The sequence below is a fragment of the Streptomyces sp. 135 genome, from assembly GCF_020026305.1.
In the GTDB taxonomy this organism is placed as follows: Bacteria; Actinomycetota; Actinomycetes; order Streptomycetales; family Streptomycetaceae; genus Streptomyces.
The window spans coordinates 5,016,816-5,040,259 of sequence record NZ_CP075691.1 but is presented as its reverse complement, the minus strand read 5'-3'; the positions used below and the strand labels follow the sequence as shown (position 1 = coordinate 5,040,259).

Genomic DNA, 23,444 nt, shown 5'->3' with positions numbered 1-23,444 from the left:
TTCACTCTGACGAGCTGGGCCCCTGCCGAGCCTGGCGGAACGAACTCCTAGGGATACCCCTGGGAGAATTACTTGGCCTTCTCGAGGATCTCGACGATGCGCCAGCGCTTGGTCGCCGACAGCGGACGCGTCTCCATCAGGAGGACGCGGTCGCCGACGCCGGCAGCGTTCTGCTCGTCGTGCGCCTTGAGCTTGTTCGTACGGCGGATGACCTTGCCGTACAGCGCGTGCTTGACGCGGTCCTCGACGGCGACGACGACGGTCTTGTCCATCTTGTCGCTGACGACCAGACCCTCACGGGTCTTGCGGAATCCGCGGGTCTCGGTGTTCTCAGTCACGTTGCTCTCGCTCATCAGGCGCTCTCCACCGTCTCGATGCCCAGCTCGCGCTCACGCATCAGGGTGTAGATCCGCGCGATGTCCTTACGGACGGCCTTGAGCCGGCCGTGGTTCTCGAGCTGACCCGTCGCCGCCTGGAAGCGGAGGTTGAACAGCTCTTCCTTGGCTTCGCGAAGCTTGTTGACAAGCTCCTCGTCGCCCAGTTCGCGCAGCTCGGACGCCTTGGTACCGGCCGACATCACGACTCACCTGCCTCGCGCCGGACGATGCGGCACTTCATCGGAAGCTTGTGAGCAGCGCGGGTGAGCGCCTCACGAGCAATCTTCTCGTTCGGGTAGGACAGCTCGAACATCACCCGACCGGGCTTGACGTTCGCGATCCACCACTCGGGAGAACCCTTACCGGAACCCATGCGGGTCTCGGCGGGCTTCTTGGTGAGCGGACGGTCCGGGTAGATGTTGATCCAGACCTTGCCGCCACGCTTGATGTGGCGGGTCATCGCGATACGAGCCGCCTCGATCTGGCGGTTGGTCACGTACGCCGGAGTGAGGGCCTGAATGCCGTACTCGCCGAACGCAACCTGCGTACCACCCTTGGACATACCGCTGCGCTTCGGGTGGTGCTGCTTGCGGTGCTTGACCCTACGGGGGATCAGCATTTCGGTCAGGCCTCCGTTCCGGTGCTCTCAGCAGCCGGAGCAGCGGCGGCAGCCTCGGCCTTGGGGGCCTCGGCGGCCGAAGCCGACTGCTGCGGCTTGCGACCGCGACCGCCACGCTCGCCACCGCGGCCACCACGGGCCGGGCGGTCGTTGCCACCACGGGCCGGGCGGTTGCCGGCGCGGGCAGCGGCGTTCTCGGCGCGAACCTCGGCGATGTTCTTGACGTCGCCCTTGTAGATCCAGACCTTCACGCCGATGCGGCCGAAGGTCGTCTTGGCCTCGAAGAAGCCGTAGTCGACGTTCGCGCGGAGCGTGTGCAGGGGCACGCGGCCCTCGCGGTAGAACTCCGAGCGGGACATCTCGGCGCCGCCGAGACGGCCACCACACTGGATCTTGATGCCCTTGGCGCCCGCCTTCATCGCCGACTGCATGCTCTTACGCATGGCGCGACGGAAGGAGACGCGGGAGGACAGCTGCTCCGCCACGGCCTGGGCCACGAGCTGAGCGTCGACCTCGGGGTTCTTGACCTCGAGGATGTTCAGCTGGACCTGCTTGCCCGTGAGCTTCTCGAGGTCACCGCGGATGCGGTCGGCCTCGGCGCCACGGCGGCCGATGACGATGCCGGGACGAGCGGTGTGGATGTCCACACGCACGCGGTCACGGGTGCGCTCGATCTCAACCTTCGAGATGCCGGCGCGCTCCATGCCGGACGTCATCATCCGACGGATGGCGACGTCTTCCTTGACGTAGTCCTTGTACAGCTTGTCGGCGTACCAACGCGACTTGAAGTCGGTCGTGACACCGAGCCGGAACCCGTGCGGGTTTACCTTCTGGCCCATTACCGGGTTCCTTCCTTGCTGCTGACGACCACGGTGATGTGGCTGGTCCGCTTACGGATCCGGTAGGCACGGCCCTGAGCACGCGGACGGAACCGCTTCAGGGTCGGGCCCTCATCCACGTACGCCTCGCTGATGACCAGCGAAGAGGCGTCGGTGTGGTCGTAGTTGTGCGCGGCGTTGGCAATGGCGCTGTCCAGCACCTTGCCGACCGGCACGCTCGCGGCCTGCGGGGCGAAACGCAGGACCGCCTGAGCCTCCGTGGCATCCATGCCACGGATGAGGTCCACCACGCGGCGGGCCTTCATGGGCGTGACGCGGATGTACCGCGCCTGGGCCCTGGCTTCCATGGTTGTCCCTTCGGTGTTAGTCATAGTCGATTCCACCCCGCCTTAGCGGCGCTTCGACTTCCGGTCGTCCTTGACGTGACCCCGGAAGGTGCGCGTCGGCGAGAACTCGCCGAGCTTGTGGCCGACCATCGACTCGGTGACGAACACCGGGATGTGGGTCTTGCCGTTGTGCACCGCGATCGTGTGACCCAGCATGCTGGGGACGATCATCGAGCGACGGGACCAGGTCTTGATGACGTTCTTGGTGCCGGCTTCGTTCTGGGCGTCCACCTTCTTTACGAGGTGGTCGTCGACGAAGGGCCCCTTCTTGAGACTGCGCGGCATCTAAACCCGCTCCTAGCGCTTCTTGTTCGACTTGCGGCGGCGGACGATGTACTTGTTGCTCGCCTTGTTGCGATCACGAGTACGACCCTCCTTCTTGCCCCACGGCGAGACCGGGTGACGACCACCGGAGGTCTTGCCTTCACCACCACCGTGCGGGTGGTCGACCGGGTTCATCACGACACCGCGCACGGTCGGGCGAACGCCCTTCCAGCGCATACGGCCGGCCTTGCCCCAGTTGATGTTCGACTGCTCGGCGTTGCCGACCTCGCCGATGGTGGCGCGGCAGCGGACGTCGACCAGACGGATCTCACCGGACGGCATGCGAAGGTGCGCCATGGCGCCTTCCTTCGCGAGCAGCTGCACGGAGGCACCCGCGGAGCGGGCGAACTTCGCGCCGCCGCCGGGCCGCAGCTCGATGGCGTGGATGGTCGTACCGACCGGGATGTTGCGCAGCGCCATGTTGTTGCCGGGCTTGATGTCGGCGCCGGCGCCACTCTCGATCCGGTCACCCTGCTGCGTGCCGCGCGGGGCGAGGATGTAGCGCTTCTCGCCGTCCGCGTAGTGCAGCAGCGCGATGCGCGCGGTGCGGTTGGGGTCGTACTCGATGTGCGCGACCTTGGCCGGCACGCCGTCCTTGTCGTGACGACGGAAGTCGATCACGCGGTAGGCGCGCTTGTGTCCGCCACCCTGGTGGCGAACGGTGATCCGACCGGCGTTGTTACGGCCGCCCTTGCTGTGCAGCGGGCGAACCAGCGACTTCTCCGGCGTGGACCGCGTTACCTCGACGAAGTCGGCGACGCTGGAGCCACGACGGCCCGGCGTAGTCGGCTTGTACTTGCGGATTCCCATTTCTCAGTCCTCGTCCGATATTCGGACCAGGGCGCTCCGTTAGGAGGCCTGGCCGAAGATGTCGATACGGTCGCCCTCAGCAAGGGTCACAATCGCGCGCTTGGTGTCGGCACGCTTGCCGAAACCAGACTTGGTGCGCTTGCGCTTGCCCTGACGGTTGATCGTGTTGACCCCGGTGACCTTGACCGAGAAGACCGACTCGACGGCCTGCTTGATCTGGGTCTTGTTGGAGCCGGGGGCCACGATGAACGTGTACTTGCCCTCGTCGAGCAGCGCGTACGACTTCTCGGAGACGACCGGCTTGACGAGGACGTCGCGCGGGTCCGAGAAGGACTTGCTCAGCGGGGTGGGCTCAACGGCGATCTTGCCCTCGGTCGCGATGCGCTTCGCCTTGGCGACGCGCGCGGCCTTGGCGGCCTTCGCAGCCTTGGACGCGATGCTCTGGTGACGGATAGCCATCAGGCTTCGCTCCCTTCGGTCTCATCGGCCTTGGGGCCAGACACGAAGGACTCGAACGCGGCCTTGGTGAAGACCACGTCGTCCGAGACGAGCACGTCGTACGTGTTCAGCTGGCCCGGCTCCAGGATGTGCACCTGGGGCAGGTTGCGGGCGGAGAGCAGCGAAAGCTCGTCCGAGCGCTCGATGACCAGGAGCACGTTCTTGCGCTCGCTGACCTTGCCGAGCAGGCTCTTCGCGGCCTTCGTCGAGATCTCGCCCTCGACCACGCCGGAGACGACGTGGATGCGGGAGTTGCGCGCCCGGTCGGTGAGGGCGTGACGCAGAGCGGCAGCCTTCATCTTCTTGGGGGTGCGCTGGGAGTAGTCACGCGGCACGGGGCCGTGGACGACGCCACCGCCGGCGAACTGCGGCGCACGGGTCGAACCCTGGCGCGCGCGGCCGGTGCCCTTCTGGCGGTACGGCTTCTTGCCGCCACCGCGGACTTCGCCGCGGCGCTTGGTCTTGTGCGTGCCCTGACGGGCCGCGGCCAGCTGCGCGACGACGACCTGGTGGATCAGCGGAATGCTGATCTTCTCGACGTCGAAGATCTCCGCGGGGAGCTCGACCGTCCCGGTCTTGTCGCCTGCCGGCGAAAGGATGTCAATGGTGCTCATGGGTTACCTCAGGCCCCCTTGGCCGCGGTACGGACCAGGACGAGGCCGCCGTTCGGACCAGGAACCGCGCCCTTGATGAGCAGCAGGCCCTTCTCCGCGTCAACGGCGTGGACGGTCAGGTTCTGGGTGGTGACCCGCTCGTTGCCCATGCGACCCGCCATGCGCATGCCCTTGAAGACACGGCCGGGGGTGGCACAGCCACCGATGGAACCGGGCTTGCGGTGCACGCGGTGGGCACCGTGGGAGGCCTTGCCGCCGTGGAAGTTGTGACGCTTCATCACACCGGCGAAGCCCTTGCCCTTGCTCTTGCCGGTGACGTCGACCTTGATACCGGCCTCGAACGTCTCGGCGGTCAGCTCCTGGCCGAGGGTGTACTCGCTGGCACCAGCGGTACGGATCTCGACGAGGTGGCGACGGGGGGTCACGTCGGCCTTGGCGAAGTGGCCCTTGAGGGGCTTGTTCACCTTGCGCGGGTCGATCTCGCCGAAGGCGATCTGGACCGACTCGTAGCCGTCGCTGTCATTCGTACGGACCTGGGTAACGACGCAGGGCCCGGCCTTGACCACGGTCACCGGGACGACACGGTTGTTCTCGTCCCAGACCTGGGTCATGCCGAGCTTCTCGCCCAGGATGCCCTTGATCTGCTTGGTCATCTTCTTCGCGCCCTTCAGAGCTTGATCTCGATGTCAACGCCGGCCGGAAGGTCCAGGCGCATCAGCGAGTCAACGGTCTTGGGCGTCGGGTCGAGGATGTCGATCAGGCGCTTGTGCGTGCGCATCTCGAAGTGCTCGCGCGAGTCCTTGTACTTGTGCGGCGACTTGATGACGCAGTACACGTTCTTCTCAGTGGGCAGCGGCACCGGGCCCGCGACCGACGCACCAGTGCGAGTCACCGTCTCGACGATCTTCTTCGCCGAAGAGTCGATGACCTCGTGGTCGTAGGCCTTGAGCCGGATGCGGATCTTCTGTCCCGCCATGGCTACTTAGTAGTCCTTTGTCTCGAACGCTCTGGCTCCCGGGAGGCCCTTTTTTCTACTTCCTCCGACCCACGCGGTCGGGCGTGTCGCAGTCCCGCTCACACAGTTCTCCCGAAGGAGAATCCCTGCCAGGGGCTGCGGCCCTGATGACCGCGGGTCCGGGGGAAGAAACCCACCGGGCGCCTGGCCGAACCCCGCGCTGCACTTCCCGAAAGATTCCCGTACGTCCGCTCCAGCGCTGCCGCAAGCGACAGATGGGGCGACGAGTACTGTGGGACTCGCTTTCGGTCCTCCCGGCGGGAGGCGCGCAGCATCGGCACTCAACCGAGCAACCAGGACAGTCTGCCATACGGGGCACGTCTGGTGCCAATCGAGCCGAAGACATTACCCCGTGAGTGACGAAGGTCAAACCCGGGGTGCGTGTCGGCGCGCCTCTCCCCGGCCCCTGCGGGGCCTGGGCGGGCCCAGGCCGGCCGGGTGGCCACCGCCGCGGCCCCGCGACACCGTCCACGCGCGAAAGGGCCCGTACGACCGAAGTCGTACGGGCCCTCCCGTTACTGCGATGCGCTCAGTTCAGAGCAACCGGGTCTCCCCGATCAACGCGCAAGCGAGATGCTTACTTGTTGATCTTGGTGACCTGGCCGGCGCCCACGGTCCGGCCACCCTCACGGATGGCGAACTTCAGGCCCTCTTCCATGGCGACGGGCTGGATGAGCTCGACGGTCATCTCGGTGTTGTCGCCCGGCATGACCATCTCGGTGCCCTCGGGGAGGGTCACGACGCCGGTCACGTCCGTGGTGCGGAAGTAGAACTGCGGACGGTAGTTGTTGAAGAAGGGGGTGTGACGGCCACCCTCGTCCTTCGACAGGATGTAGGCCTGGGCCTCGAACTCGGTGTGCGGCGTGACCGAACCGGGCTTGATGATGACCTGGCCGCGCTCGACGTCCTCGCGCTTGATGCCACGGAGGAGCAGACCGACGTTCTCACCGGCCTGGCCCTCGTCGAGCAGCTTGCGGAACATCTCGATACCGGTGACCGTGGTGGTGGTCTTCTCGGTCTTGATGCCGATGATGTCGACGGTCTCGTTGACCTTGAGGATACCGCGCTCGATACGACCGGTGACGACGGTGCCACGACCGGTGATCGTGAAGACGTCCTCGATCGGCATCAGGAACGGCTTGTCGACGTCACGCTCGGGCTCCGGGATGGACTCGTCGACAGCCTTCATCAGGTTGAGGACGGACTCACCCCACTCCTTGTCGCCCTCGAGCGCCTTGAGCGCCGAGACCTTGACGACCGGAACGTCGTCGCCCGGGAACTCGTACTCGGAGAGGAGCTCACGGACCTCGAGCTCGACGAGCTCCAGGATCTCCTCGTCGTCCACCATGTCGGCCTTGTTCAGGGCGACGACGATGTACGGAACGCCGACCTGGCGGGCCAGGAGCACGTGCTCCTTGGTCTGCGGCATCGGGCCGTCGGTGGCGGCGACCACGAGGATGGCGCCGTCCATCTGCGCGGCACCCGTGATCATGTTCTTGATGTAGTCCGCGTGACCGGGGCAGTCGACGTGGGCGTAGTGACGCGTCTCCGTCTGGTACTCGACGTGCGCGATCGAGATCGTGATACCGCGCTGGCGCTCCTCGGGAGCCTTGTCGATCTGGTCGAAGGCCGAGGCCTCGTTCAGGTCGGGGTACGCGTCGTGCAGCACCTTGGTAATGGCGGCCGTGAGGGTCGTCTTACCGTGGTCAATGTGACCGATGGTGCCGATGTTGACGTGCGGCTTAGTCCGCTCGAACTTCGCCTTCGCCACTGGGTCCTCCTGGGAGTGGTTCTGTACGCCTTGCTTCATCGGCGCCAGGTGATCTTTGCTGGGAAGCCAGCCGCCGGGGTTCTTGCCTTACGGGGTCGAACCCCGGCGGATGGTGTCAAGCCTAAAGCGTTAACTGGGGTGAGTTACTCGCCCTTGGCCTTCGCGATGATCTCCTCGGCGACGTTCCGCGGAACCTCGGCGTAGGAGTCGAACTGCATTGAGTAGCTTGCGCGACCCGACGTCTTGCTGCGGAGGTCTCCGACGTAGCCGAACATCTCCGAGAGGGGCACGAGGCCCTTCACGACGCGAGCGCCGCTGCGCTCCTCCATGGCCTGGATCTGGCCACGGCGGGAGTTGATGTCACCGATGACATCGCCCATGTAGTCCTCGGGCGTGGTGACCTCGACGGCCATCATCGGCTCAAGGAGCACGGGGGACGCCTTGCGCGCGGCCTCCTTGAAGGCCTGCGAACCGGCGATCTTGAAGGCGAGCTCGGAGGAGTCGACCTCGTGGTAGGCCCCGTCGATGAGCGTGACGCGGACGCCCGTCATCTCGTAGCCCGCCAGGATGCCGAACTGCATGGCCTCCTGAGCACCCGCGTCCACCGAGGGGATGTACTCCTTGGGGATGCGGCCACCCGTGACCTTGTTCACGAACTCGTACGACGCGTCGCCGCCCTCGATGGGCTCGATCGCGATCTGCACCTTCGCGAACTGACCGGTACCACCGGTCTGCTTCTTGTGGGTGAAGTCCACGCGCTCGACGGCCTTGCGGATCGTCTCGCGGTAGGCCACCTGCGGCTTGCCGACGTTCGCCTCGACGCGGAATTCGCGCTTCATGCGGTCGACGAGCACCTCGAGGTGAAGCTCGCCCATACCACCGATGATGGTCTGGCCGGTCTCCTCGTCCGAGTGCACGCGGAAGGAGGGGTCCTCCTCCGAGAGACGCTGGATGGCGACACCCAGCTTCTCCTGGTCGCCCTTGGACTTGGGCTCGATGGCGACCTCGATGACCGGCGCCGGGAAGTCCATGGACTCCAGGATCACCGGGTTCTTGTCGTCGCTCAGCGTCTCACCGGTGGTGGTCTGCTTCAGGCCCATGACGGCGACGATGTCGCCGGCGCCCACCGAGTCGATCTCCTCACGCTTGTTCGCGTGCATGCGGTAGATCTTGCCGATGCGCTCCTTCTTGCCCTTGACGGAGTTCAGCACCGCGGTGCCGGCGTCCAGGCGACCGGAGTAGATCCGGACGAAGGTGAGCTTGCCGAGGTGCGGGTCGCTCGCGATCTTGAACGCGAGGGCCGACAGCGGCTCGTCGTCGGACGGCTTGCGCTTGACGACCAGCTCCGGGTCCTTCACGTCGTGGCCCTCGATGGCCTCGACGTCCAGGGGAGACGGCAGGTAGCGCACGACCGCGTCGAGCAGGGGCTGGACGCCCTTGTTCTTGAACGCGGTACCGCAGAAGACGGGGGTGACGGTGGTGTCGCCGCCCTTGCCGGAGGCGATGGTGATGCGACGGATCGCCGCGTACAGCTGGTCCTCGGTGGGCTCCTGGCCCTCGAGGTACAGCTCCATCATCTCTTCGTCGTTCTCCGCGACGGCCTCGAGCAGCTTGCCGCGGTACTCCTCGGCAGCCTCGGTGTGCGTGTCGGGGATGTCGACGATGTCGTAGGCCTCGCCCATCTTGGTCTCGGCGGACCAGACGAAGGCCTTCATGGTGACGAGGTCGACGACACCCTTGAAGTCAGCCTCCGCGCCGATGGGCAGCTGCATGACCAGGGGGGTCGCACCGAGGCGGTCGACGATCATGTCGACGCAGCGGTGGAACTCGGCACCGGTACGGTCGAGCTTGTTGACGAAGCAGATACGCGGGACGCCGTAGCGGTCCGCCTGACGCCACACGGTCTCGGACTGGGGCTCAACGCCGGCGACGCCGTCGAACACCGTCACGGCACCGTCGAGCACGCGGAGCGAACGCTCCACCTCGACGGTGAAGTCGACGTGGCCCGGGGTGTCGATGATGTTGATGGTGTGGTCGACGTCGTTCAGCGGCCAGTGACAGGTGGTGGCAGCAGAGGTGATCGTGATGCCACGCTCCTGCTCCTGCTCCATCCAGTCCATCGTCGCGGCGCCGTCGTGGACCTCACCGATCTTGTACGAGACACCGGTGTAGAACAGGATCCGCTCGGTGGTCGTCGTCTTGCCCGCGTCGATGTGAGCCATGATGCCGATGTTGCGCACCTTGGCCAGGTCAAGTGAAGTGGTAGCCATGTCGGCTCAGTCTTCTCTCGGTCTCGATGTGGGTAGCGACTACCAGCGGTAGTGCGCGAAGGCCTTGTTGGACTCGGCCATCTTGTGGGTGTCCTCGCGCTTCTTCACAGCGGCACCGAGGCCGTTGGAGGCGTCGAGGAGCTCGTTGAGCAGACGCTCGGTCATGGTCTTCTCGCGACGGGCGCGGGAGTAACCGACCAGCCAGCGCAGGGCGAGCGTGTTCGCACGGCCCGGCTTGACCTCGATCGGGACCTGGTAGGTCGCGCCACCGACACGGCGGGACTTGACCTCGAGGGTCGGCTTGATGTTCTCGAGCGCGCGCTTCAGCGTGATGACCGGGTCGTTGCCGGTCTTCTCGCGCAGGCCCTCCATGGCGCCGTACACGATGCGCTCGGCGGTGGAGCGCTTGCCGTTCAGCAGCACCTTGTTGATGAGGGAGGTCACCAGAGGAGAACCGTAGACCGGGTCGATGATGACCGGGCGCTTCGGGGCGGGGCCCTTACGAGGCATTCTTACTTCTCCTTCTTGGCGCCGTAGCGGCTGCGGGCCTGCTTGCGGTTCTTGACACCCTGGGTGTCGAGGGAACCGCGGATGATCTTGTAGCGAACACCAGGCAGGTCCTTCACACGGCCACCACGCACGAGCACGATGGAGTGCTCCTGCAGGTTGTGTCCCTCACCCGGAATGTAGGCCGTGACCTCGATCCCGGAGGTCAGACGCACACGCGCGACCTTACGGAGGGCCGAGTTCGGCTTCTTCGGGGTGGTCGTGAACACACGCGTGCAGACGCCACGGCGCTGGGGCGAACCCTCGAGTGCGGGCGTCTTGTTCTTCTCGACCTTGTCCTGCCGGCCCTTGCGGACCAGCTGCTGGATCGTAGGCACTACTTCTCCGGTTTCTGTGTGCCGAATAGTAAAGCTAACCTGGAACGTCCCCGACCCACGCGGTCGGGTGTGTCGAATGCTGCAGACTCCCGCCGCAAGGCGGAAAGGGGCGCAGATTACGGTGGCCGTTGACGGACTCGCGATGCGGTTGAAGACACGCGCACGAGCCCAGGCACACCCCAGGCACAAGGTCTGAGCGTACCTACCTCATCGAGTCTGGTCAAAACAAATGCGATGGGGGGCGACACGCCGGACATCTGACCGCATCAGGAGCGCCGCAGGAAGTCCTTGATCAATCGAGCGTCCGCTTGGTCCTTGGGGCGGATCGAACGTTCTTTCCAGAGGAGGATCTGGGACAGCGGGCAGAACGGGATGCCGGACACCCACTCGGCCCCCTCGATCAACACGTCCGGCTCCGGCGTCCCGGGCAGCCAGCGGTCGAATACCTCGATGTCGCCCCCGAAGAGCAACACCATGCGGCCGTGCCAGGACGGCGCGGGGACCGGATCGGCCAACGCCTCGGCGGTCTTCCAGGCGGCGCCGCGCGCGACGACGTCCAGGTCCCCGATCTGGTCCCGGATGCCGTGCGCCAGCAGCGCCCCGCTCCCGGCCACCACGTAGTCCGTGGCCGGCAGGTGCAGGGACAGCAGCTTCACGACCAAGGGGTGCCTTCGCAGCTCCAAGGCGGCGCCTCCTAGAGGATGGGCAGCCCGACCGCCGTGCGAGCGGCCATGCTCATCACCAGCGAGGCGATGACACTGGCCAGCGTACCGATGAGGAAGTACTCGGACGCGTGCTTGCCGTGTTCGCTCGTGGGCACCCGGGCCAGCGATTTGGCGGCGAGCACCAGTGCAGCGGCCTCCGGCTGGCCCGCGGCGAGGAACGCGAAGAGCAGCCCCCGCTCCAGCAGGCCGATCGCCCGCCCAGCGCTCATGAACTCGACCGCGGCCCGCCGCTCCGGACCGTCCTCCAGGGCCAGGATCTCCCGGCGCACCGGAGCGGTCGCGGACTTGGCCAGGGCTCCGCCCCCGAACACGGAGATGAGCGCCGCCGAGAGGAACACCGCCACCCCGTCGCTCAGCAGCAGCTCCCGTGCGAGCGCCCCGGCGGTGGGGCCGGCGGACCATGCCGCGAGGCCCACGGCTGCCGAGAGGGCCGCGGCGCTCACCCAGCGGTTGCGTGCGACTCTCCCCACCATGAGCGGCAGCGTGACCGAGAAGGCGAGAGCCGGCATGCCCGCCGGGTGCTTCCACAGGACGAAGCCCAGGGACAGCAGGGCGGCCACACAGAGCGCGATCCAGGGCTTGCCCTCGTCGCCGTACGGGAGAACCGCGTACGCCCCGTAGAGGGCCGTGAAGACGACCATCCGCCAGGGGCGCGGGCCGTGCCACGCCAGTCCCAGCGGGATCAGCACCGCGGCCGCCAGACCGAAAGAGACCCGAGCCGTCTCCACTCCCCCGCCCCTCCAACTCCCCCGCGCCGCAGGGTACTTCGGCTCGGACCACCCGCATCCTAGTCAGCCGGGAACGCCGAAGGGCGGCCACCCCGCGCAATGCGGGGCGACCGCCCTTCAGTGAACCCAGGCCTTACTGGTTGTACGGCCCGTAGTCGTAGTCCTCCAGCGGAACGGCCTGACCGGAGCCCGTGCCGAACGGCGAGTAGTCGATGTCGTCGTAACCGACGGCCGAGTACATCGCTGCCTTGGCCTCCTCGGTCGGCTCCACCCGGATGTTGCGGTAGCGGGACAGGCCCGTACCGGCCGGGATGAGCTTACCGATGATGACGTTCTCCTTGAGGCCGATCAGGGAGTCGGACTTGGCGTTGATCGCCGCGTCCGTCAGGACCCTGGTCGTCTCCTGGAAGGAAGCCGCGGACAGCCACGACTCCGTCGCCAGCGAGGCCTTGGTGATACCCATCAGCTGCGGACGGCCGGAGGCGGGGTGACCGCCCTCGGTGACCACACGACGGTTCTCGGTCTCGAACTTCGAGCGCTCGACGAGCTCGCCCGGCAGCAGCTCCGCGTCGCCGGACTCGATGATCGTCACGCGGCGCAGCATCTGCCGGATGATGATCTCGATGTGCTTGTCGTGGATCGACACACCCTGCGAGTTGTAGACCTTCTGGACTTCGCCGACCAGGTGGACCTGGACCGCGCGCTGACCGAGGATCCGCAGCACGTCGTGCGGGTTGGTGGCACCGAAGGTGAGCGGCTGGCCCACCTCGACGTGGTCACCCTCACGCACCAGGACCTTGGCACGCTTCGAGATCGGGAACGCCGTCTCGTCGCTGCCGTCGTCCGGGGTGACGACGATCTTCTTGGTCTTCTCGGTCTCCTCGATGCGGACACGGCCCGCGGCCTCGGAGATCGGGGCGACACCCTTCGGCGTACGAGCCTCGAAGAGCTCGACGACACGGGGCAGACCCTGGGTGATGTCGTCACCGGCCACACCACCGGTGTGGAAGGTACGCATCGTCAGCTGGGTACCGGGCTCACCGATGGACTGGGCGGCGATGATGCCGACCGCCTCACCGATGTCGACCAGCTTGCCGGTGGCGAGCGAGCGGCCGTAGCAGAAGGCACAGGTGCCGACCGCCGACTCACAGGTCAGGACCGAGCGGGTCTTGACCTCCTCGACGCCGTTGGCGACCAGGGCGTCGATGAGCACGTCACCGAGGTCGACGTTGGCCGGCGCGATGACCTTGCCGTCGATGACGACGTCCTCGGCCAGCATGCGGGCGTACACCGAGGTCTCGACGTTCTCCGTCTTGCGGAGCACGCCGTCCTCGCCCTTGACCGCGATCTTGAGCTTCAGACCGCGCTCGGTGCCACAGTCCTCCTCGCGAATGATGACGTCCTGGGAGACGTCGACCAGACGACGGGTGAGGTAACCGGAGTCGGCGGTACGCAGAGCCGTGTCCGCCAGACCCTTACGGGCACCGTGCGTGGAGATGAAGTACTCGAGGACGGAGAGGCCCTCACGGAACGAGGCCTTGATGGGACGCGGGATGGTCTCGTTCTTCGCGTTCGACACCAGACCACGCATACCGGCGATCTGCCGCATCTGCATCATGTTTCCTCGGGCACCCGAGTCAACCATCATGAAGATGGGGTTGGTCTTGGGGAAGTTCGCGTTCATCGCCTCGGCGACCTCGTTGGTCGCCTTGGTCCAGATCGCGATGAGCTCCTGCGTGCGCTCGTCCTTGGTGATCAGACCGCGCTCGTACTGCTTCTGGACCTTCTCGTCCTGCTCCTCGTAGCCCTTGACGATGGCCTTCTTGGCCTCGGGCACGACGACGTCGGAGATGGCCACGGTGACGCCGGAACGGGTCGCCCAGTAGAAGCCCGCCGCCTTCAGGTTGTCGAGCGTCGCCGCCACGATGACCTTGGGGTAGCGCTCGGCGAGGTCGTTGACGATCTCGGAGAGCTGCTTCTTGCCGACCGAGTAGTCGACGAAGGGGTAGTCCTCGGGCAGCAGCTCGTTGAAGAGCGCGCGGCCCAGCGTCGTACGCAGCCGGAAGCTGTCGCCCTGCTGGTAGGCACGCTCGTCACCGAAGTCGTCGCCCTCTTCGCTGACCGGCGGGGTCCAGCCGCGCGGCGGGATGGTGCCCACCGGGAAGCGGATGTCGACCTTCGCCTGCAGCGAGAGCTCACGGGCGTCGAACGCCATGATCGCCTCGGCCGTGGAGCCGAAGGACCGGCCCTCGCCGATGACCTCGCGCTCTTCCTCGTCCGTGGTGAGGAAGAACAGGCCGAGCACCATGTCCTGGGTCGGCATGGTGACGGGACGGCCGTCGGCCGGCTTCAGGATGTTGTTCGAGGACAGCATCAGGATGCGGGCCTCGGCCTGCGCCTCCGCGGAGAGCGGCAGGTGCACGGCCATCTGGTCACCGTCGAAGTCCGCGTTGAACGCGGTGCAGACGAGCGGGTGGATCTGGATGGCCTTGCCCTCGACCAGCTGCGGCTCGAAGGCCTGGATGCCGAGGCGGTGCAGCGTGGGCGCACGGTTCAGCAGCACCGGGTGCTCGGCGATGACCTCTTCGAGGACGTCGTACACGACCGTGCGGCCGCGCTCGACCATCCGCTTGGCGCTCTTGATGTTCTGCGCGTGGTTCAGGTCGACCAGGCGCTTCATCACGAACGGCTTGAAGAGCTCCAGCGCCATGGCCTTCGGCAGACCACACTGGTGCAGCTTCAGCTGCGGACCGACGACGATCACGGAACGCGCGGAGTAGTCCACACGCTTGCCGAGCAGGTTCTGACGGAAGCGACCCTGCTTGCCCTTGAGCATGTCGGACAGCGACTTCAGCGGACGGTTGCCGGGGCCCGTGACCGGGCGACCGCGACGGCCGTTGTCGAAGAGCGCGTCGACGGCCTCCTGGAGCATGCGCTTCTCGTTGTTCACGATGATCTCGGGCGCACCGAGGTCGAGAAGCCGCTTCAGGCGGTTGTTGCGGTTGATGACGCGGCGGTACAGGTCGTTCAGGTCGGAGGTCGCGAAGCGGCCACCGTCCAGCTGCACCATCGGACGCAGGTCCGGCGGGATGACCGGCACGCAGTCGAGCACCATGCCCTTGGGGCTGTTGCTGGTCTGCAGGAACGCGGAGACGACCTTGAGGCGCTTGAGCGCACGGGTCTTCTTCTGGCCCTTGCCGGTACGGATGATCTCGCGAAGCCGCTCGGCCTCTTCGTCCAGGTCGAAGGACTCCAGGCGCTTCTGCAGGGCAGCGGCACCCATGGAGCCGTCGAAGTACGTGCCGAAGCGGTCACGCAGCTCGCGGTAGAGCAGCTCGTCGCCCTCGAGGTCCTGGACCTTGAGGTTCTTGAAGCGGTTCCACACCTCGTCGAGACGGTCGATCTCGCGCTGGGCGCGGTCACGGAGCTGCTTCATCTCGCGCTCGGCGCCTTCGCGCACCTTGCGGCGCACGTCGGCCTTGGCGCCCTCGGCCTCGAGCTCGGCCAGGTCGGTCTCGAGCTTCTTGGCGCGGGCCTCCAGGTCGGAGTCGCGACGGTTCTCGATCTGCTGACGCTCGACGGAGACGTGCGCCTCCAGGGACGGCAGGTCGCGGGTACGACGCTCCTCGTCCACGAACGTGATCATGTACGCCGCGAAGTAGATGACCTTCTCGAGGTCCTTCGGGGCGAGGTCCAGCAGGTAGCCGAGGCGCGACGGGACGCCCTTGAAGTACCAGATGTGGGTGACGGGAGCGGCCAGTTCGATGTGGCCCATCCGCTCGCGGCGCACCTTGGCGCGCGTGACCTCTACGCCACAGCGCTCACAGATGATGCCCTTGAAGCGGACACGCTTGTACTTGCCGCAGTAGCACTCCCAGTCCCGGGTCGGACCGAAGATCTTCTCGCAGAAGAGTCCGTCCTTTTCGGGCTTGAGCGTGCGGTAGTTGATGGTCTCCGGCTTCTTGACCTCGCCGTGGGACCACTGTCGGATGTCGTCCGCGGTGGCAAGGCCGATCCGCAGCTCGTCGAAGAAGTTGACGTCGAGCACTTTGTCGTCAATCCCTCTTTCGGGGTCGAGTCTCAATCATGGTCTGTACGGGTCCGGGGCAGGGCCGGGGCCTCACGAGGAGGCCCCGACCAGACCCGTCAGACCTCTTCGACGCTGCTCGGCTCGCGCCGGGACAGGTCGATGCCGAGCTCCTCCGCCGCGCGGAAGACGTCCTCGTCGGTGTCGCGCATCTCGATGGACATGCCGTCCGAGGACAGCACCTCCACATTGAGGCAGAGCGACTGCATTTCCTTGATGAGCACCTTGAAGGACTCAGGGATGCCGGGCTCGGGGATGTTCTCGCCCTTGACGATGGCCTCGTAGACCTTCACGCGGCCGGTCACGTCGTCGGACTTGATCGTCAGGAGCTCCTGAAGGGCGTACGCGGCGCCATAAGCCTCAAGCGCCCACACCTCCATCTCACCGAAGCGCTGACCACCGAACTGTGCCTTACCACCCAGCGGCTGCTGGGTGATCATGGAGTACGGGCCGGTCGAACGGGCGTGGAGCTTGTCGTCGACCAGGTGGTGCAGCTTGAGGATGTACATGTAGCCGACCGAGATCGGCTCCGGGAAGGGCTCACCCGAGCGGCCGTCGAACAGCGGCGCCTTACCGGTCGGGAGCACCATGCGCTCGCCGTCGCGGTTCGGGATCGTGTGCTCGAGCAGACCGGCCAGCTCGTCCTCGCGGGCACCGTCGAAGACGGGGGTCGCGACGTTCGTGCCGGGCTCGACCTTGTCGGCACCGATGGCCTGGAGGCGCTGCGCCCACTCGTCCGCGAGGCCGGAGACGTCCCAGCCGCGGCTGGCGAGCCAGCCGAGGTGGATCTCCAGGACCTGTCCCGGGTTCATTCGGGACGGGACACCCAGCGGGTTGAGGATGATGTCGACCGGGGTGCCGTCCTCCAGGAACGGCATGTCCTCGATCGGCAGGATCTTCGAGATGACGCCCTTGTTGCCGTGACGGCCGGCGAGCTTGTCACCGTCGGTGATCTTGCGCTTCTGCGCCACGTAGACACGGACCAGCTGGTTCACGCCCGGCGGCAGCTCGTCGCCCTCTTCGCGGTCGAAGACGCGGACGCCGATGACCTTGCCGATCTCACCGTGCGGCACCTTCAGCGAGGTGTCGCGCACCTCGCGCGCCTTCTCACCGAAGATCGCGCGGAGCAGGCGCTCCTCCGGCGTCAGCTCGGTCTCACCCTTGGGCGTGACCTTGCCGACGAGGATGTCGCCGGCGACGACCTCGGCACCGATACGGATGATGCCGCGCTCGTCGAGGTCGGCGAGGACCTCCTCGGAGACGTTCGGGATGTCCCGGGTGATCTCCTCCGGGCCGAGCTTGGTGTCACGGGCGTCGACCTCGTGCTCCTCGATGTGGATCGAGGAGAGGACGTCGTCCTGCACGAGGCGCTGCGACAGGATGATCGCGTCCTCGTAGTTGTGACCCTCCCACGGCATGAACGCCACGAGCAGGTTCTTGCCGAGGGCCATCTCGCCCTCTTCGGTCGCGGGACCGTCGGCCAGGACCTGGCCCTCGATCACGCGGGCGCCCTCGTCGACGACAACCTTCTGGTTGACGGAGGTGCCCTGGTTCGACCGGGAGAACTTGGCGATGCGGTACGTGGTGTACGTGCCGTCGTCGTTGGTGACGGTGACGTAGTCCGCGGAGACCTCCTGGACCACACCCGCCTTCTCGGCCTTGATCACGTCACCGGCGTCGACCGCGCAGCGGTACTCCATGCCGGTGCCGACGAGGGGAGCCTCGGCGGTGATCAGCGGCACGGCCTGACGCATCATGTTCGCGCCCATGAGGGCGCGGTTGGCGTCGTCGTGCTCGAGGAACGGGATCATGGCGGTCGCGACCGACACCATCTGGCGCGGCGAGACGTCCATGTAGTCGACGTCCGTACCGGGCACGTAGTCGATCTCTCCGCCACGGCGGCGGATCAGGACGCGGGCCTCGGCGAAGTGGAGGTCGTCCGTCAGCGGCGCGTTGGCCTGCGCGATGACGAAGCGGTCCTCCTCGTCGGCCGTCAGGTAGTCGACGTCGTCGGTGACCTGGCCCTCGACGACCTTGCGGTACGGCGTCTCGACGAAGCCGAACGCGTTGACGCGGCCGTACGAGGCGAGCGAACCGATCAGACCGATGTTCGGGCCTTCGGGGGTCTCAATGGGGCACATGCGGCCGTAGTGAGACGGGTGCACGTCACGGACCTCGAAGCCGGCCCGCTCACGGGAGAGACCACCCGGGCCGAGCGCCGACAGACGGCGCTTGTGGGTGAGACCCGACAGCGGGTTGTTCTGGTCCATGAACTGCGACAGCTGGCTGGTGCCGAAGAACTCCTTGATGGAGGCGACGACCGGCCGGATGTTGATCAGGGTCTGCGGCGTGATCGCCTCGACGTCCTGAGTCGTCATGCGCTCGCGGACGACGCGCTCCATACGAGCCAGACCCGTGCGGACCTGGTTCTGGATGAGCTCGCCCACGTTGCGCAGACGGCGGTTGCCGAAGTGGTCGATGTCGTCGGTCTCGACGACGATCGACGTACCGCTGTCGCCAACGGTCTCGGTCTCACCGGCGTGCAGCTTCACCAGGTACTTGATCGAGGCGATGATGTCCTCGACCGTGAGGATGCCCGCGTCGAGCGGAGCGTCCGCACCCAGCTTCTTGTTGACCTTGTAGCGGCCGACCTTCGCGAGGTCGTAGCGCTTGGGGTTGAAGTAGAGGTTCTCGAGCAGCGTCTGAGCGGCCTCACGGGTCGGCGGCTCGCCCGGACGGAGCTTGCGGTAGATGTCGAGCAGCGCGTCGTCCTGGCCCTGGGTGTGGTCCTTCTCCAGGGTGGCGCGCATGGACTCGTACTCGCCGAACTCCTCGAGGATCTGCTCGGTGGTCCAACCGAGAGCCTTGAGCAGAACGGTGACCGACTGCTTGCGCTTGCGGTCGATGCGGACACCGACCATGTCGCGCTTGTCGATCTCCATCTCCAGCCAGGCACCCCGGGACGGGATGATCTTGGCGGAGAAGATGTCCTTGTCGGACGTCTTGTCGATCGAGGAATCGAAGTAGACACCCGGCGAACGGACCAGCTGCGACACGACGACACGCTCGGTGCCGTTGATGACGAAGGTGCCCTTGTTGGTCATGAGCGGGAAGTCGCCCATGAAGACCGTCTGGGACTTGATCTCGCCGGTCTCGTTGTTGGTGAACTCGGCGGTGACGAAGAGCGGGGCGGCGAACGTGAAGTCGCGCTCCTTGCACTCGTCGATCGAGTTCTTGGGAGGCTCGAAACGGTGGTCGCGGAACGTAAGGGACATCGACCCGGAGAAGTCCTCGATCGGGGAGATCTCCTCGAAGATCTCCTCCAGACCGGACTTGGTGGGGACGTCCTGTCCGCTTTCGAGAGCCGCCTCGACACGAGCCTTCCACGCGTCGTTGCCGAGCAGCCAGTCAAAGCTCTCGGTCTGCAGCGCAAGAAGGTTCGGAACCTCGAGGGGCTCCTTGATCTTTGCAAAGGAAATGCGCAGCGGGGCGGTGCTGGCGCCGTTGTTCGTATTCGCGGTCGAGGCAGTGCGCGAGGCGGCCAAGAGGGGGTCCTTCCGAGGGCTCGGACTCACTACGCGCGTACCGGTCCCAAGCTGGACACAGAGACGGAGATCCCAGGTCAGGGAAGCTTCGGTCCACAGTGCTCAAGCATGGGCATGCCCCTGGTGACGGGCAGGAGGCAGCTAACAGGCAGCGCAAAGGGTCAGTGTAGCCAGTTGGCCCACTGATGTCCAGTGCGGGTTCTGGGAGACCCTCGTTGTTCTCAACCCCTGCTGCAAGCCACGCCCTCGATGCACATCGATACTGCCCTCTTCGCCGCCGATCCATGCCTCGGATGCGGATCGTTGTGACGACGCGTCCTGAGAATTGCGCGCTGCGTGCGGTTCGTCAAGGCCCCCATGCCCAGACGTCGCCCTGAGACACTCACCGTCACGGGCTGTCCCGAGGCACAACGAAGATCACCATACTCGCCGGGACCGACATCGCAAGGCAGGCCTCGCGCACGTCCCGTGAACGCCGAAAGGCGACCACCCACATGGGTGATCGCCTTAGGCGTCCCGCGCGTTACAGCGTTTCCGCCATACGAACGGTCAGAAGAGTCGGACGACTCGTGAGGTCACTTGACCTCGACGGAGGCGCCGGCGCCCTTGAGGGCCTCGGCGGCCTTCTCCGCGGCGTCCTTGGCGACCTTCTCGAGGACCGGCTTCGGGGTGCCGTCGACGAGGTCCTTGGCCTCCTTGAGACCCAGCGAGGTCAGCTCACGCACGACCTTGATGACCTGGATCTTCTTCTCGCCGGCGCCGGTGAGGATGACGTCGAACTCGTCCTGCTCGGCCTCGGCCTCGGCCGGGGCGGCAGCGGCGCTACCAGCGGCAACGGCGACGGGCGCGGCGGCGGTGACGTCGAACTTCTCCTCGAAGGCCTTCACGAACTCGGAGAGCTCGATGAGGGTCATCTCTTCGAACTGCGCGAGCAGGTCGTCCTGGGACAGCTTCGCCATGATGGCGTCCTTCCACTAATTCGGCTGGTGCCGGGTGTACATGAAGGCGGGCGTACGTTGGGCCCGCGGTGACCGTCGCCTCAGGCGGCGGTCAATGTGCGAGCCGAATTACTCGGCACCGCCCTGCTCGGCCTGCTTGGCACGAAGCGCCTCCGCGGTGCGGACGAACTTCGAGGGAAGCGCCTGGAAGAGCGCGGCAGTCTGGGACTGCTTGCCCTTCATGGCGCCCGCCAGCTTGGCGAGCAGAACCTCGCGGGACTCGAGGTCCGCAAGCTTCTTGATCTCGTCGGCGGACAGCGCCTTGCCGTCAAGGACACCGCCCTTGATGACGAGGTTCGGGTTTTCCTTGGCGAAGTCACGAAGACCCTTGGCCGACTCCACCGGGTCACCGGTGACGAAGGCAACCGCCGTCGGACCCGTGAACAGGTCGTCCAGCGTGTTGATCCCGGCCTCGTTGGCCGCAATCTTGGTCAGCGTGTTCTTCACCACGGCGTACTCGGAGTTTTCACCGAGAGAACGGCGCAGCTGCTTGAGCTGGGCCACGGTGAGACCCCGGTACTCGGTCAGCACGGCGGCGTTCGAGCTGCGGAACTTGTCCGTGAGCTCGGCTACCGCGGCAGCCTTGTCGGGCGTCGGCATAGAGCGTCGGCCTCCTTCCGGGTGATGAGGACCGCTCAGAAGGGGCTGGGAAAAACAGAACGCCCCGGCGCAGGCGCACGGGGCTGAGCTCGACCGAACAGGAACCCGTCCGGGAGCACTTCCACAGTCACCTACGCGGGTCGTCCGCAGTTTCAGCGGATCCTTCGGCCACTGCACCCTCTAGTGCGAGCACAGCAACGACCAGCGGTCTTTGGCTTCTGGGGAAGCGTACGCGAACGGGTCCTCGTCAAGCAAATCCGGTCAGAAGCCGCTGTCGGAGCCCGCTCCGGAGCCGCCCTTGCCGAGCTCCTTGAACATCTCCATCAGGTCCAGGGTCTGCCCGGCCGGCGGCGGGGTGACCTTGGCGGCCGCGCCGTAGTCCGAGAAGGTCTGCGAGGTCTTCACCGTGCCGTCGGGCGTCTTGATGTCGATGTCCATGCGGACCGGGTAGTCGTCCTCGTTGACCCAGACCTCGGTGTCGTAGCCCTTGATGCCGGCCTTCTCGACGTTCTTGAAGAGCTGCTCACGCTCGCTCTTGCCGAGGACGTCCTTGAGCCCGTCGTTGGACTCCATCATCTCCTTGACGGTGAGCCGGCCCTTGTAGCGCTGGGTCTGCACGCCCTCGATCTTCGCGGCACCCAGGTGCTTCAGGTTCGGCGAGTCGAGGAGCATCGCGAGCTGCTGCGCGGGGTCCTGGCTCATGCTGTCCAGGCCGCCGGTCATCTGCTTGGTCAGCTTGTCGTCGCCGGTCTGCTTCGCGATGGAGTTCAGGTCCATCTTCATCCAGCGCCTGCCGTCCATGTCCTTGGCCGCCGCAGCGCCCATGTCCATGTATATGACGTTGTCGCGCCAGAGCATCCGGATCTGCTTGGGGGCGCTCGGGTCACCCTCCGTGAGCGCGGAGCCCGTCATCGTCACGTCCATGACGGTCGGGTCCCAGCCCATGACGCCGGACATCTTCATCTCGCCGGCCCCGCCCATCGCCTTGGCGGTCTCGCCGGGCGGGGTGGACATCGTCATCTCGACCTTGGCCGACTTGGCGGCCGAGGTCTTCTTGTACGCGGCCGTGATGACCTCGGTCACCTGCGAACGGGACTGGTGCTTGCCCGAGTCCGCCGCCCCCTTGTCGGACTTGTCGTCCGAGCCCGTACAGGCGACCGCGCCCGTACAGAGCAGCGCGGTGGCGAGCACGCCGCCCGCCGCCCGCCGCCCGCGCGCCTTGCTTCCACGTACGGCACCAACAGTCATGACCCCACCCCTAGGAACACATGATCGATCCACTTTCTGAGTGCTGAGAGTACCTGAGCACCCGCTCCCGGGGCCCGCGGGTTATGCGGGGGCTGCGTGGGGCTACGCGGCGGGCTGCTTGTTCATGAGCTCCTTGAAGCTCACGGTGTCCGAGGCCGGGGGCTTCTCCACGGAGAGCGGCGTGCCGTAGTCGCTGTAGTAGGCGGTCTGCGAGAAGGCGCCGTTCTTCGTGTCGGCCTTCTCGATCTTCTTGACGAGCAGATCGTCGTCGTCGACCCAGATGTCGATCGTCTCGGTGCTCATGCCGGCCTGCTCGAACTGCTTCTTCAGCTCGCTCAGCTGCTCTTCGTCCAGGTCGGTGTTCTTGGCGGTGAAGTCGGCGACGTCGACCTTCCCCGAGTAGTGGGTCGCCTTCGTCCCGCGGACCTCCTCCTCGCCGACGCGCTTCACGTCGCCCGAGGCGAGCAGCATCTTCACCGACTGGTTCGGCGTGCTCTTCTGCATCTGGTCCTGGAACGCCTCGCCCGCGGCGCCGCTCATCTCCGCCAGCGTGTCGTAGTCGTACTCCAGCCAGTGCTTGCCGCCACCCGCCTGGGACGCGAATGTGTCCCCCATGTGCGCGTAGAAGCCGTTCTTCAAGTAGCGGTAGTCGATCTTCCGCTGGCCGAGCTGTTCCATCTGCTGGGCCTGGGCGCCGCCCGTGAAGGTCACGGTCACGTTGCCCGTGATGCCGTCGGACCAGCCCATGACGCCCTTCATGTCCATGGACACCTGTGAGCCCATGGAGGTCGTGCCGTCGATGCGGGCGGTGTCCGCCTTGTCGGTCGTCTTCTGGACCGTACGCAGGGCGGCTATCGGGCTGACCTTGATCCCGCCCTCGTCCTGCCCGCCCCCGGCTCTGTCGGAGGAACCTCCCGAGTCACCGGAACCGCAGGCCGCCAGGCCCGTCAGCGCGGCCGCCACCGCGATCGAGAGACCCGTACGCCGCATGGTCGTGCTGTTCATCCCGTCCCACCCCTTGGCTTCGTGGAGGTCCGCTTCCTTGCCGCAGGCCTCTGACAGTCGTATCCGAAAGGCTCGTACACAAACAGGACGGGCCCCGCACC

General features: G+C 66.1%; 23 protein-coding genes. All 23 read right to left on the bottom strand.

From position 1 onward, the window contains the following. Positions 1–68: 68 nt before the first annotated feature. The 23 genes from rpsQ to KKZ08_RS22705 all read right to left on the bottom strand — a co-directional run bounded on the left by rpsQ (position 69) and on the right by KKZ08_RS22705 (position 23,343). Positions 69–353: a 30S ribosomal protein S17 gene (gene rpsQ / locus KKZ08_RS22815; protein WP_125514477.1), complete on the bottom strand. Its 285-nt coding sequence runs from the start codon at positions 351–353 to the stop codon at positions 69–71. Continuing rightward, positions 353–577, bottom strand: a complete 225-nt coding sequence (gene rpmC, locus KKZ08_RS22810) for a 50S ribosomal protein L29 (protein ID WP_127912615.1) — start codon at positions 575–577, stop codon at positions 353–355. The genes rpsQ and rpmC overlap by 1 nt, the downstream gene beginning before the upstream one ends. Beyond that, complete coding sequence (rplP, locus tag KKZ08_RS22805; RefSeq protein ID WP_014047785.1) at positions 577–996, bottom strand: 50S ribosomal protein L16; 420 nt, start codon at positions 994–996, stop codon at positions 577–579. The genes rpmC and rplP overlap by 1 nt, the downstream gene beginning before the upstream one ends. Before the next feature lie 5 nt (positions 997–1,001). Beyond that, positions 1,002–1,835 (bottom strand): 30S ribosomal protein S3, encoded by an 834-nt coding sequence (gene rpsC / locus KKZ08_RS22800; protein WP_223776222.1) that lies wholly within the window; start codon positions 1,833–1,835, stop codon positions 1,002–1,004. Then, positions 1,835–2,182, bottom strand: coding sequence for a 50S ribosomal protein L22 (rplV, locus tag KKZ08_RS22795; protein WP_004571827.1), 348 nt, complete (start codon positions 2,180–2,182; stop codon positions 1,835–1,837). Before rplV ends, rpsC begins: the two co-directional genes overlap by 1 nt. Before the next feature lie 42 nt (positions 2,183–2,224). Then, positions 2,225–2,506, bottom strand: coding sequence for a 30S ribosomal protein S19 (rpsS, locus tag KKZ08_RS22790; RefSeq protein WP_062775140.1), 282 nt, complete (start codon positions 2,504–2,506; stop codon positions 2,225–2,227). Between the two features lie 12 nt (positions 2,507–2,518). Next, on the bottom strand, positions 2,519–3,355 hold the full coding sequence (rplB, locus tag KKZ08_RS22785) for a 50S ribosomal protein L2 (RefSeq protein ID WP_223776221.1): 837 nt from the start codon (positions 3,353–3,355) through the stop codon (positions 2,519–2,521). A 39-nt stretch (positions 3,356–3,394) separates the two neighbouring features. After that, positions 3,395–3,814, bottom strand: coding sequence for a 50S ribosomal protein L23 (gene rplW, locus KKZ08_RS22780; RefSeq protein WP_223776220.1), 420 nt, complete (start codon positions 3,812–3,814; stop codon positions 3,395–3,397). Further along, positions 3,814–4,467, bottom strand: coding sequence for a 50S ribosomal protein L4 (gene rplD, locus KKZ08_RS22775; protein WP_223776219.1), 654 nt, complete (start codon positions 4,465–4,467; stop codon positions 3,814–3,816). The genes rplW and rplD overlap by 1 nt, the downstream gene beginning before the upstream one ends. 8 nt (positions 4,468–4,475) lie before the next feature. Beyond that, positions 4,476–5,120, bottom strand: coding sequence for a 50S ribosomal protein L3 (gene rplC / locus KKZ08_RS22770; RefSeq protein ID WP_030782583.1), 645 nt, complete (start codon positions 5,118–5,120; stop codon positions 4,476–4,478). A gap of 14 nt (positions 5,121–5,134) precedes the next feature. Next, complete coding sequence (rpsJ, locus tag KKZ08_RS22765) at positions 5,135–5,443, bottom strand: 30S ribosomal protein S10 (protein ID WP_003948644.1); 309 nt, start codon at positions 5,441–5,443, stop codon at positions 5,135–5,137. Positions 5,444–6,059: 616 nt separating this feature from the next. Next, the gene (tuf, locus tag KKZ08_RS22760) at positions 6,060–7,253 is read right to left on the bottom strand and encodes an elongation factor Tu (protein WP_040252668.1); all 1,194 of its coding nucleotides are present in this window, start codon (positions 7,251–7,253) and stop codon (positions 6,060–6,062) included. Between the two features lie 143 nt (positions 7,254–7,396). Beyond that, positions 7,397–9,523 (bottom strand): elongation factor G, encoded by a 2,127-nt coding sequence (gene fusA, locus KKZ08_RS22755; protein ID WP_223776218.1) that lies wholly within the window; start codon positions 9,521–9,523, stop codon positions 7,397–7,399. A 39-nt stretch (positions 9,524–9,562) separates the two neighbouring features. Next, positions 9,563–10,033, bottom strand: coding sequence for a 30S ribosomal protein S7 (gene rpsG, locus KKZ08_RS22750; RefSeq protein WP_003974303.1), 471 nt, complete (start codon positions 10,031–10,033; stop codon positions 9,563–9,565). 2 nt (positions 10,034–10,035) lie between these two features. After that, the gene (gene rpsL, locus KKZ08_RS22745; protein ID WP_003948652.1) at positions 10,036–10,407 is read right to left on the bottom strand and encodes a 30S ribosomal protein S12; all 372 of its coding nucleotides are present in this window, start codon (positions 10,405–10,407) and stop codon (positions 10,036–10,038) included. Between the two features lie 266 nt (positions 10,408–10,673). Next, positions 10,674–11,090: a hypothetical protein gene (locus KKZ08_RS22740; protein ID WP_223776217.1), complete on the bottom strand. Its 417-nt coding sequence runs from the start codon at positions 11,088–11,090 to the stop codon at positions 10,674–10,676. Between the two features lie 11 nt (positions 11,091–11,101). Continuing rightward, a complete protein-coding gene (locus tag KKZ08_RS22735) occupies positions 11,102–11,860 on the bottom strand; it encodes a hypothetical protein (protein WP_223776216.1) in 759 nt (252 codons plus the stop codon). 133 nt (positions 11,861–11,993) lie between these two features. Further along, positions 11,994–15,908, bottom strand: a complete 3,915-nt coding sequence (locus tag KKZ08_RS22730; RefSeq protein ID WP_223776215.1) for a DNA-directed RNA polymerase subunit beta' — start codon at positions 15,906–15,908, stop codon at positions 11,994–11,996. 98 nt (positions 15,909–16,006) lie between these two features. Then, positions 16,007–19,492 (bottom strand): DNA-directed RNA polymerase subunit beta, encoded by a 3,486-nt coding sequence (rpoB, locus tag KKZ08_RS22725; protein WP_223776214.1) that lies wholly within the window; start codon positions 19,490–19,492, stop codon positions 16,007–16,009. Between the two features lie 575 nt (positions 19,493–20,067). Continuing rightward, the gene (gene rplL, locus KKZ08_RS22720) at positions 20,068–20,451 is read right to left on the bottom strand and encodes a 50S ribosomal protein L7/L12 (protein ID WP_223776213.1); all 384 of its coding nucleotides are present in this window, start codon (positions 20,449–20,451) and stop codon (positions 20,068–20,070) included. 108 nt (positions 20,452–20,559) lie between these two features. Beyond that, positions 20,560–21,090, bottom strand: a complete 531-nt coding sequence (gene rplJ, locus KKZ08_RS22715) for a 50S ribosomal protein L10 (RefSeq protein ID WP_223776212.1) — start codon at positions 21,088–21,090, stop codon at positions 20,560–20,562. Between the two features lie 261 nt (positions 21,091–21,351). Beyond that, a complete protein-coding gene (locus KKZ08_RS22710) occupies positions 21,352–22,338 on the bottom strand; it encodes a hypothetical protein (protein ID WP_223776211.1) in 987 nt (328 codons plus the stop codon). Positions 22,339–22,440: 102 nt separating this feature from the next. Next, complete coding sequence (locus tag KKZ08_RS22705; protein WP_223776210.1) at positions 22,441–23,343, bottom strand: hypothetical protein; 903 nt, start codon at positions 23,341–23,343, stop codon at positions 22,441–22,443. Between the last annotated feature and the right edge of the window lie 101 nt (positions 23,344–23,444).

Bases quoted from the DNA above. Each gene is read 5' to 3' on its own strand.
- KKZ08_RS22710 (WP_223776211.1), bottom strand. From the start codon at position 22,338: ATGACTGTTGGTGCCGTACGTGGAAGCAAGGCGCGCGGGCGGCGGGCG.
- rplB (WP_223776221.1), bottom strand. From the start codon at position 3,355: ATGGGAATCCGCAAGTACAAGCCGACTACGCCGGGCCGTCGTGGCTCC.
- rplL (WP_223776213.1), bottom strand. From the start codon at position 20,451: ATGGCGAAGCTGTCCCAGGACGACCTGCTCGCGCAGTTCGAAGAGATG.
- rpmC (WP_127912615.1), bottom strand. From the start codon at position 577: ATGTCGGCCGGTACCAAGGCGTCCGAGCTGCGCGAACTGGGCGACGAG.
- rplV (WP_004571827.1), bottom strand. From the start codon at position 2,182: ATGGAAGCCAGGGCCCAGGCGCGGTACATCCGCGTCACGCCCATGAAG.
- rplC (WP_030782583.1), bottom strand. From the start codon at position 5,120: ATGACCAAGCAGATCAAGGGCATCCTGGGCGAGAAGCTCGGCATGACC.
- rplJ (WP_223776212.1), bottom strand. From the start codon at position 21,090: ATGCCGACGCCCGACAAGGCTGCCGCGGTAGCCGAGCTCACGGACAAG.
- fusA (WP_223776218.1), bottom strand. From the start codon at position 9,523: ATGGCTACCACTTCACTTGACCTGGCCAAGGTGCGCAACATCGGCATC.
- rplP (WP_014047785.1), bottom strand. From the start codon at position 996: ATGCTGATCCCCCGTAGGGTCAAGCACCGCAAGCAGCACCACCCGAAG.
- rpsG (WP_003974303.1), bottom strand. From the start codon at position 10,033: ATGCCTCGTAAGGGCCCCGCCCCGAAGCGCCCGGTCATCATCGACCCG.
- rplD (WP_223776219.1), bottom strand. From the start codon at position 4,467: ATGAGCACCATTGACATCCTTTCGCCGGCAGGCGACAAGACCGGGACG.
- rpsC (WP_223776222.1), bottom strand. From the start codon at position 1,835: ATGGGCCAGAAGGTAAACCCGCACGGGTTCCGGCTCGGTGTCACGACC.
- rpsJ (WP_003948644.1), bottom strand. From the start codon at position 5,443: ATGGCGGGACAGAAGATCCGCATCCGGCTCAAGGCCTACGACCACGAG.
- rpsQ (WP_125514477.1), bottom strand. From the start codon at position 353: ATGAGCGAGAGCAACGTGACTGAGAACACCGAGACCCGCGGATTCCGC.
- KKZ08_RS22705 (WP_223776210.1), bottom strand. From the start codon at position 23,343: ATGAACAGCACGACCATGCGGCGTACGGGTCTCTCGATCGCGGTGGCG.
- rplW (WP_223776220.1), bottom strand. From the start codon at position 3,814: ATGGCTATCCGTCACCAGAGCATCGCGTCCAAGGCTGCGAAGGCCGCC.
- rpsS (WP_062775140.1), bottom strand. From the start codon at position 2,506: ATGCCGCGCAGTCTCAAGAAGGGGCCCTTCGTCGACGACCACCTCGTA.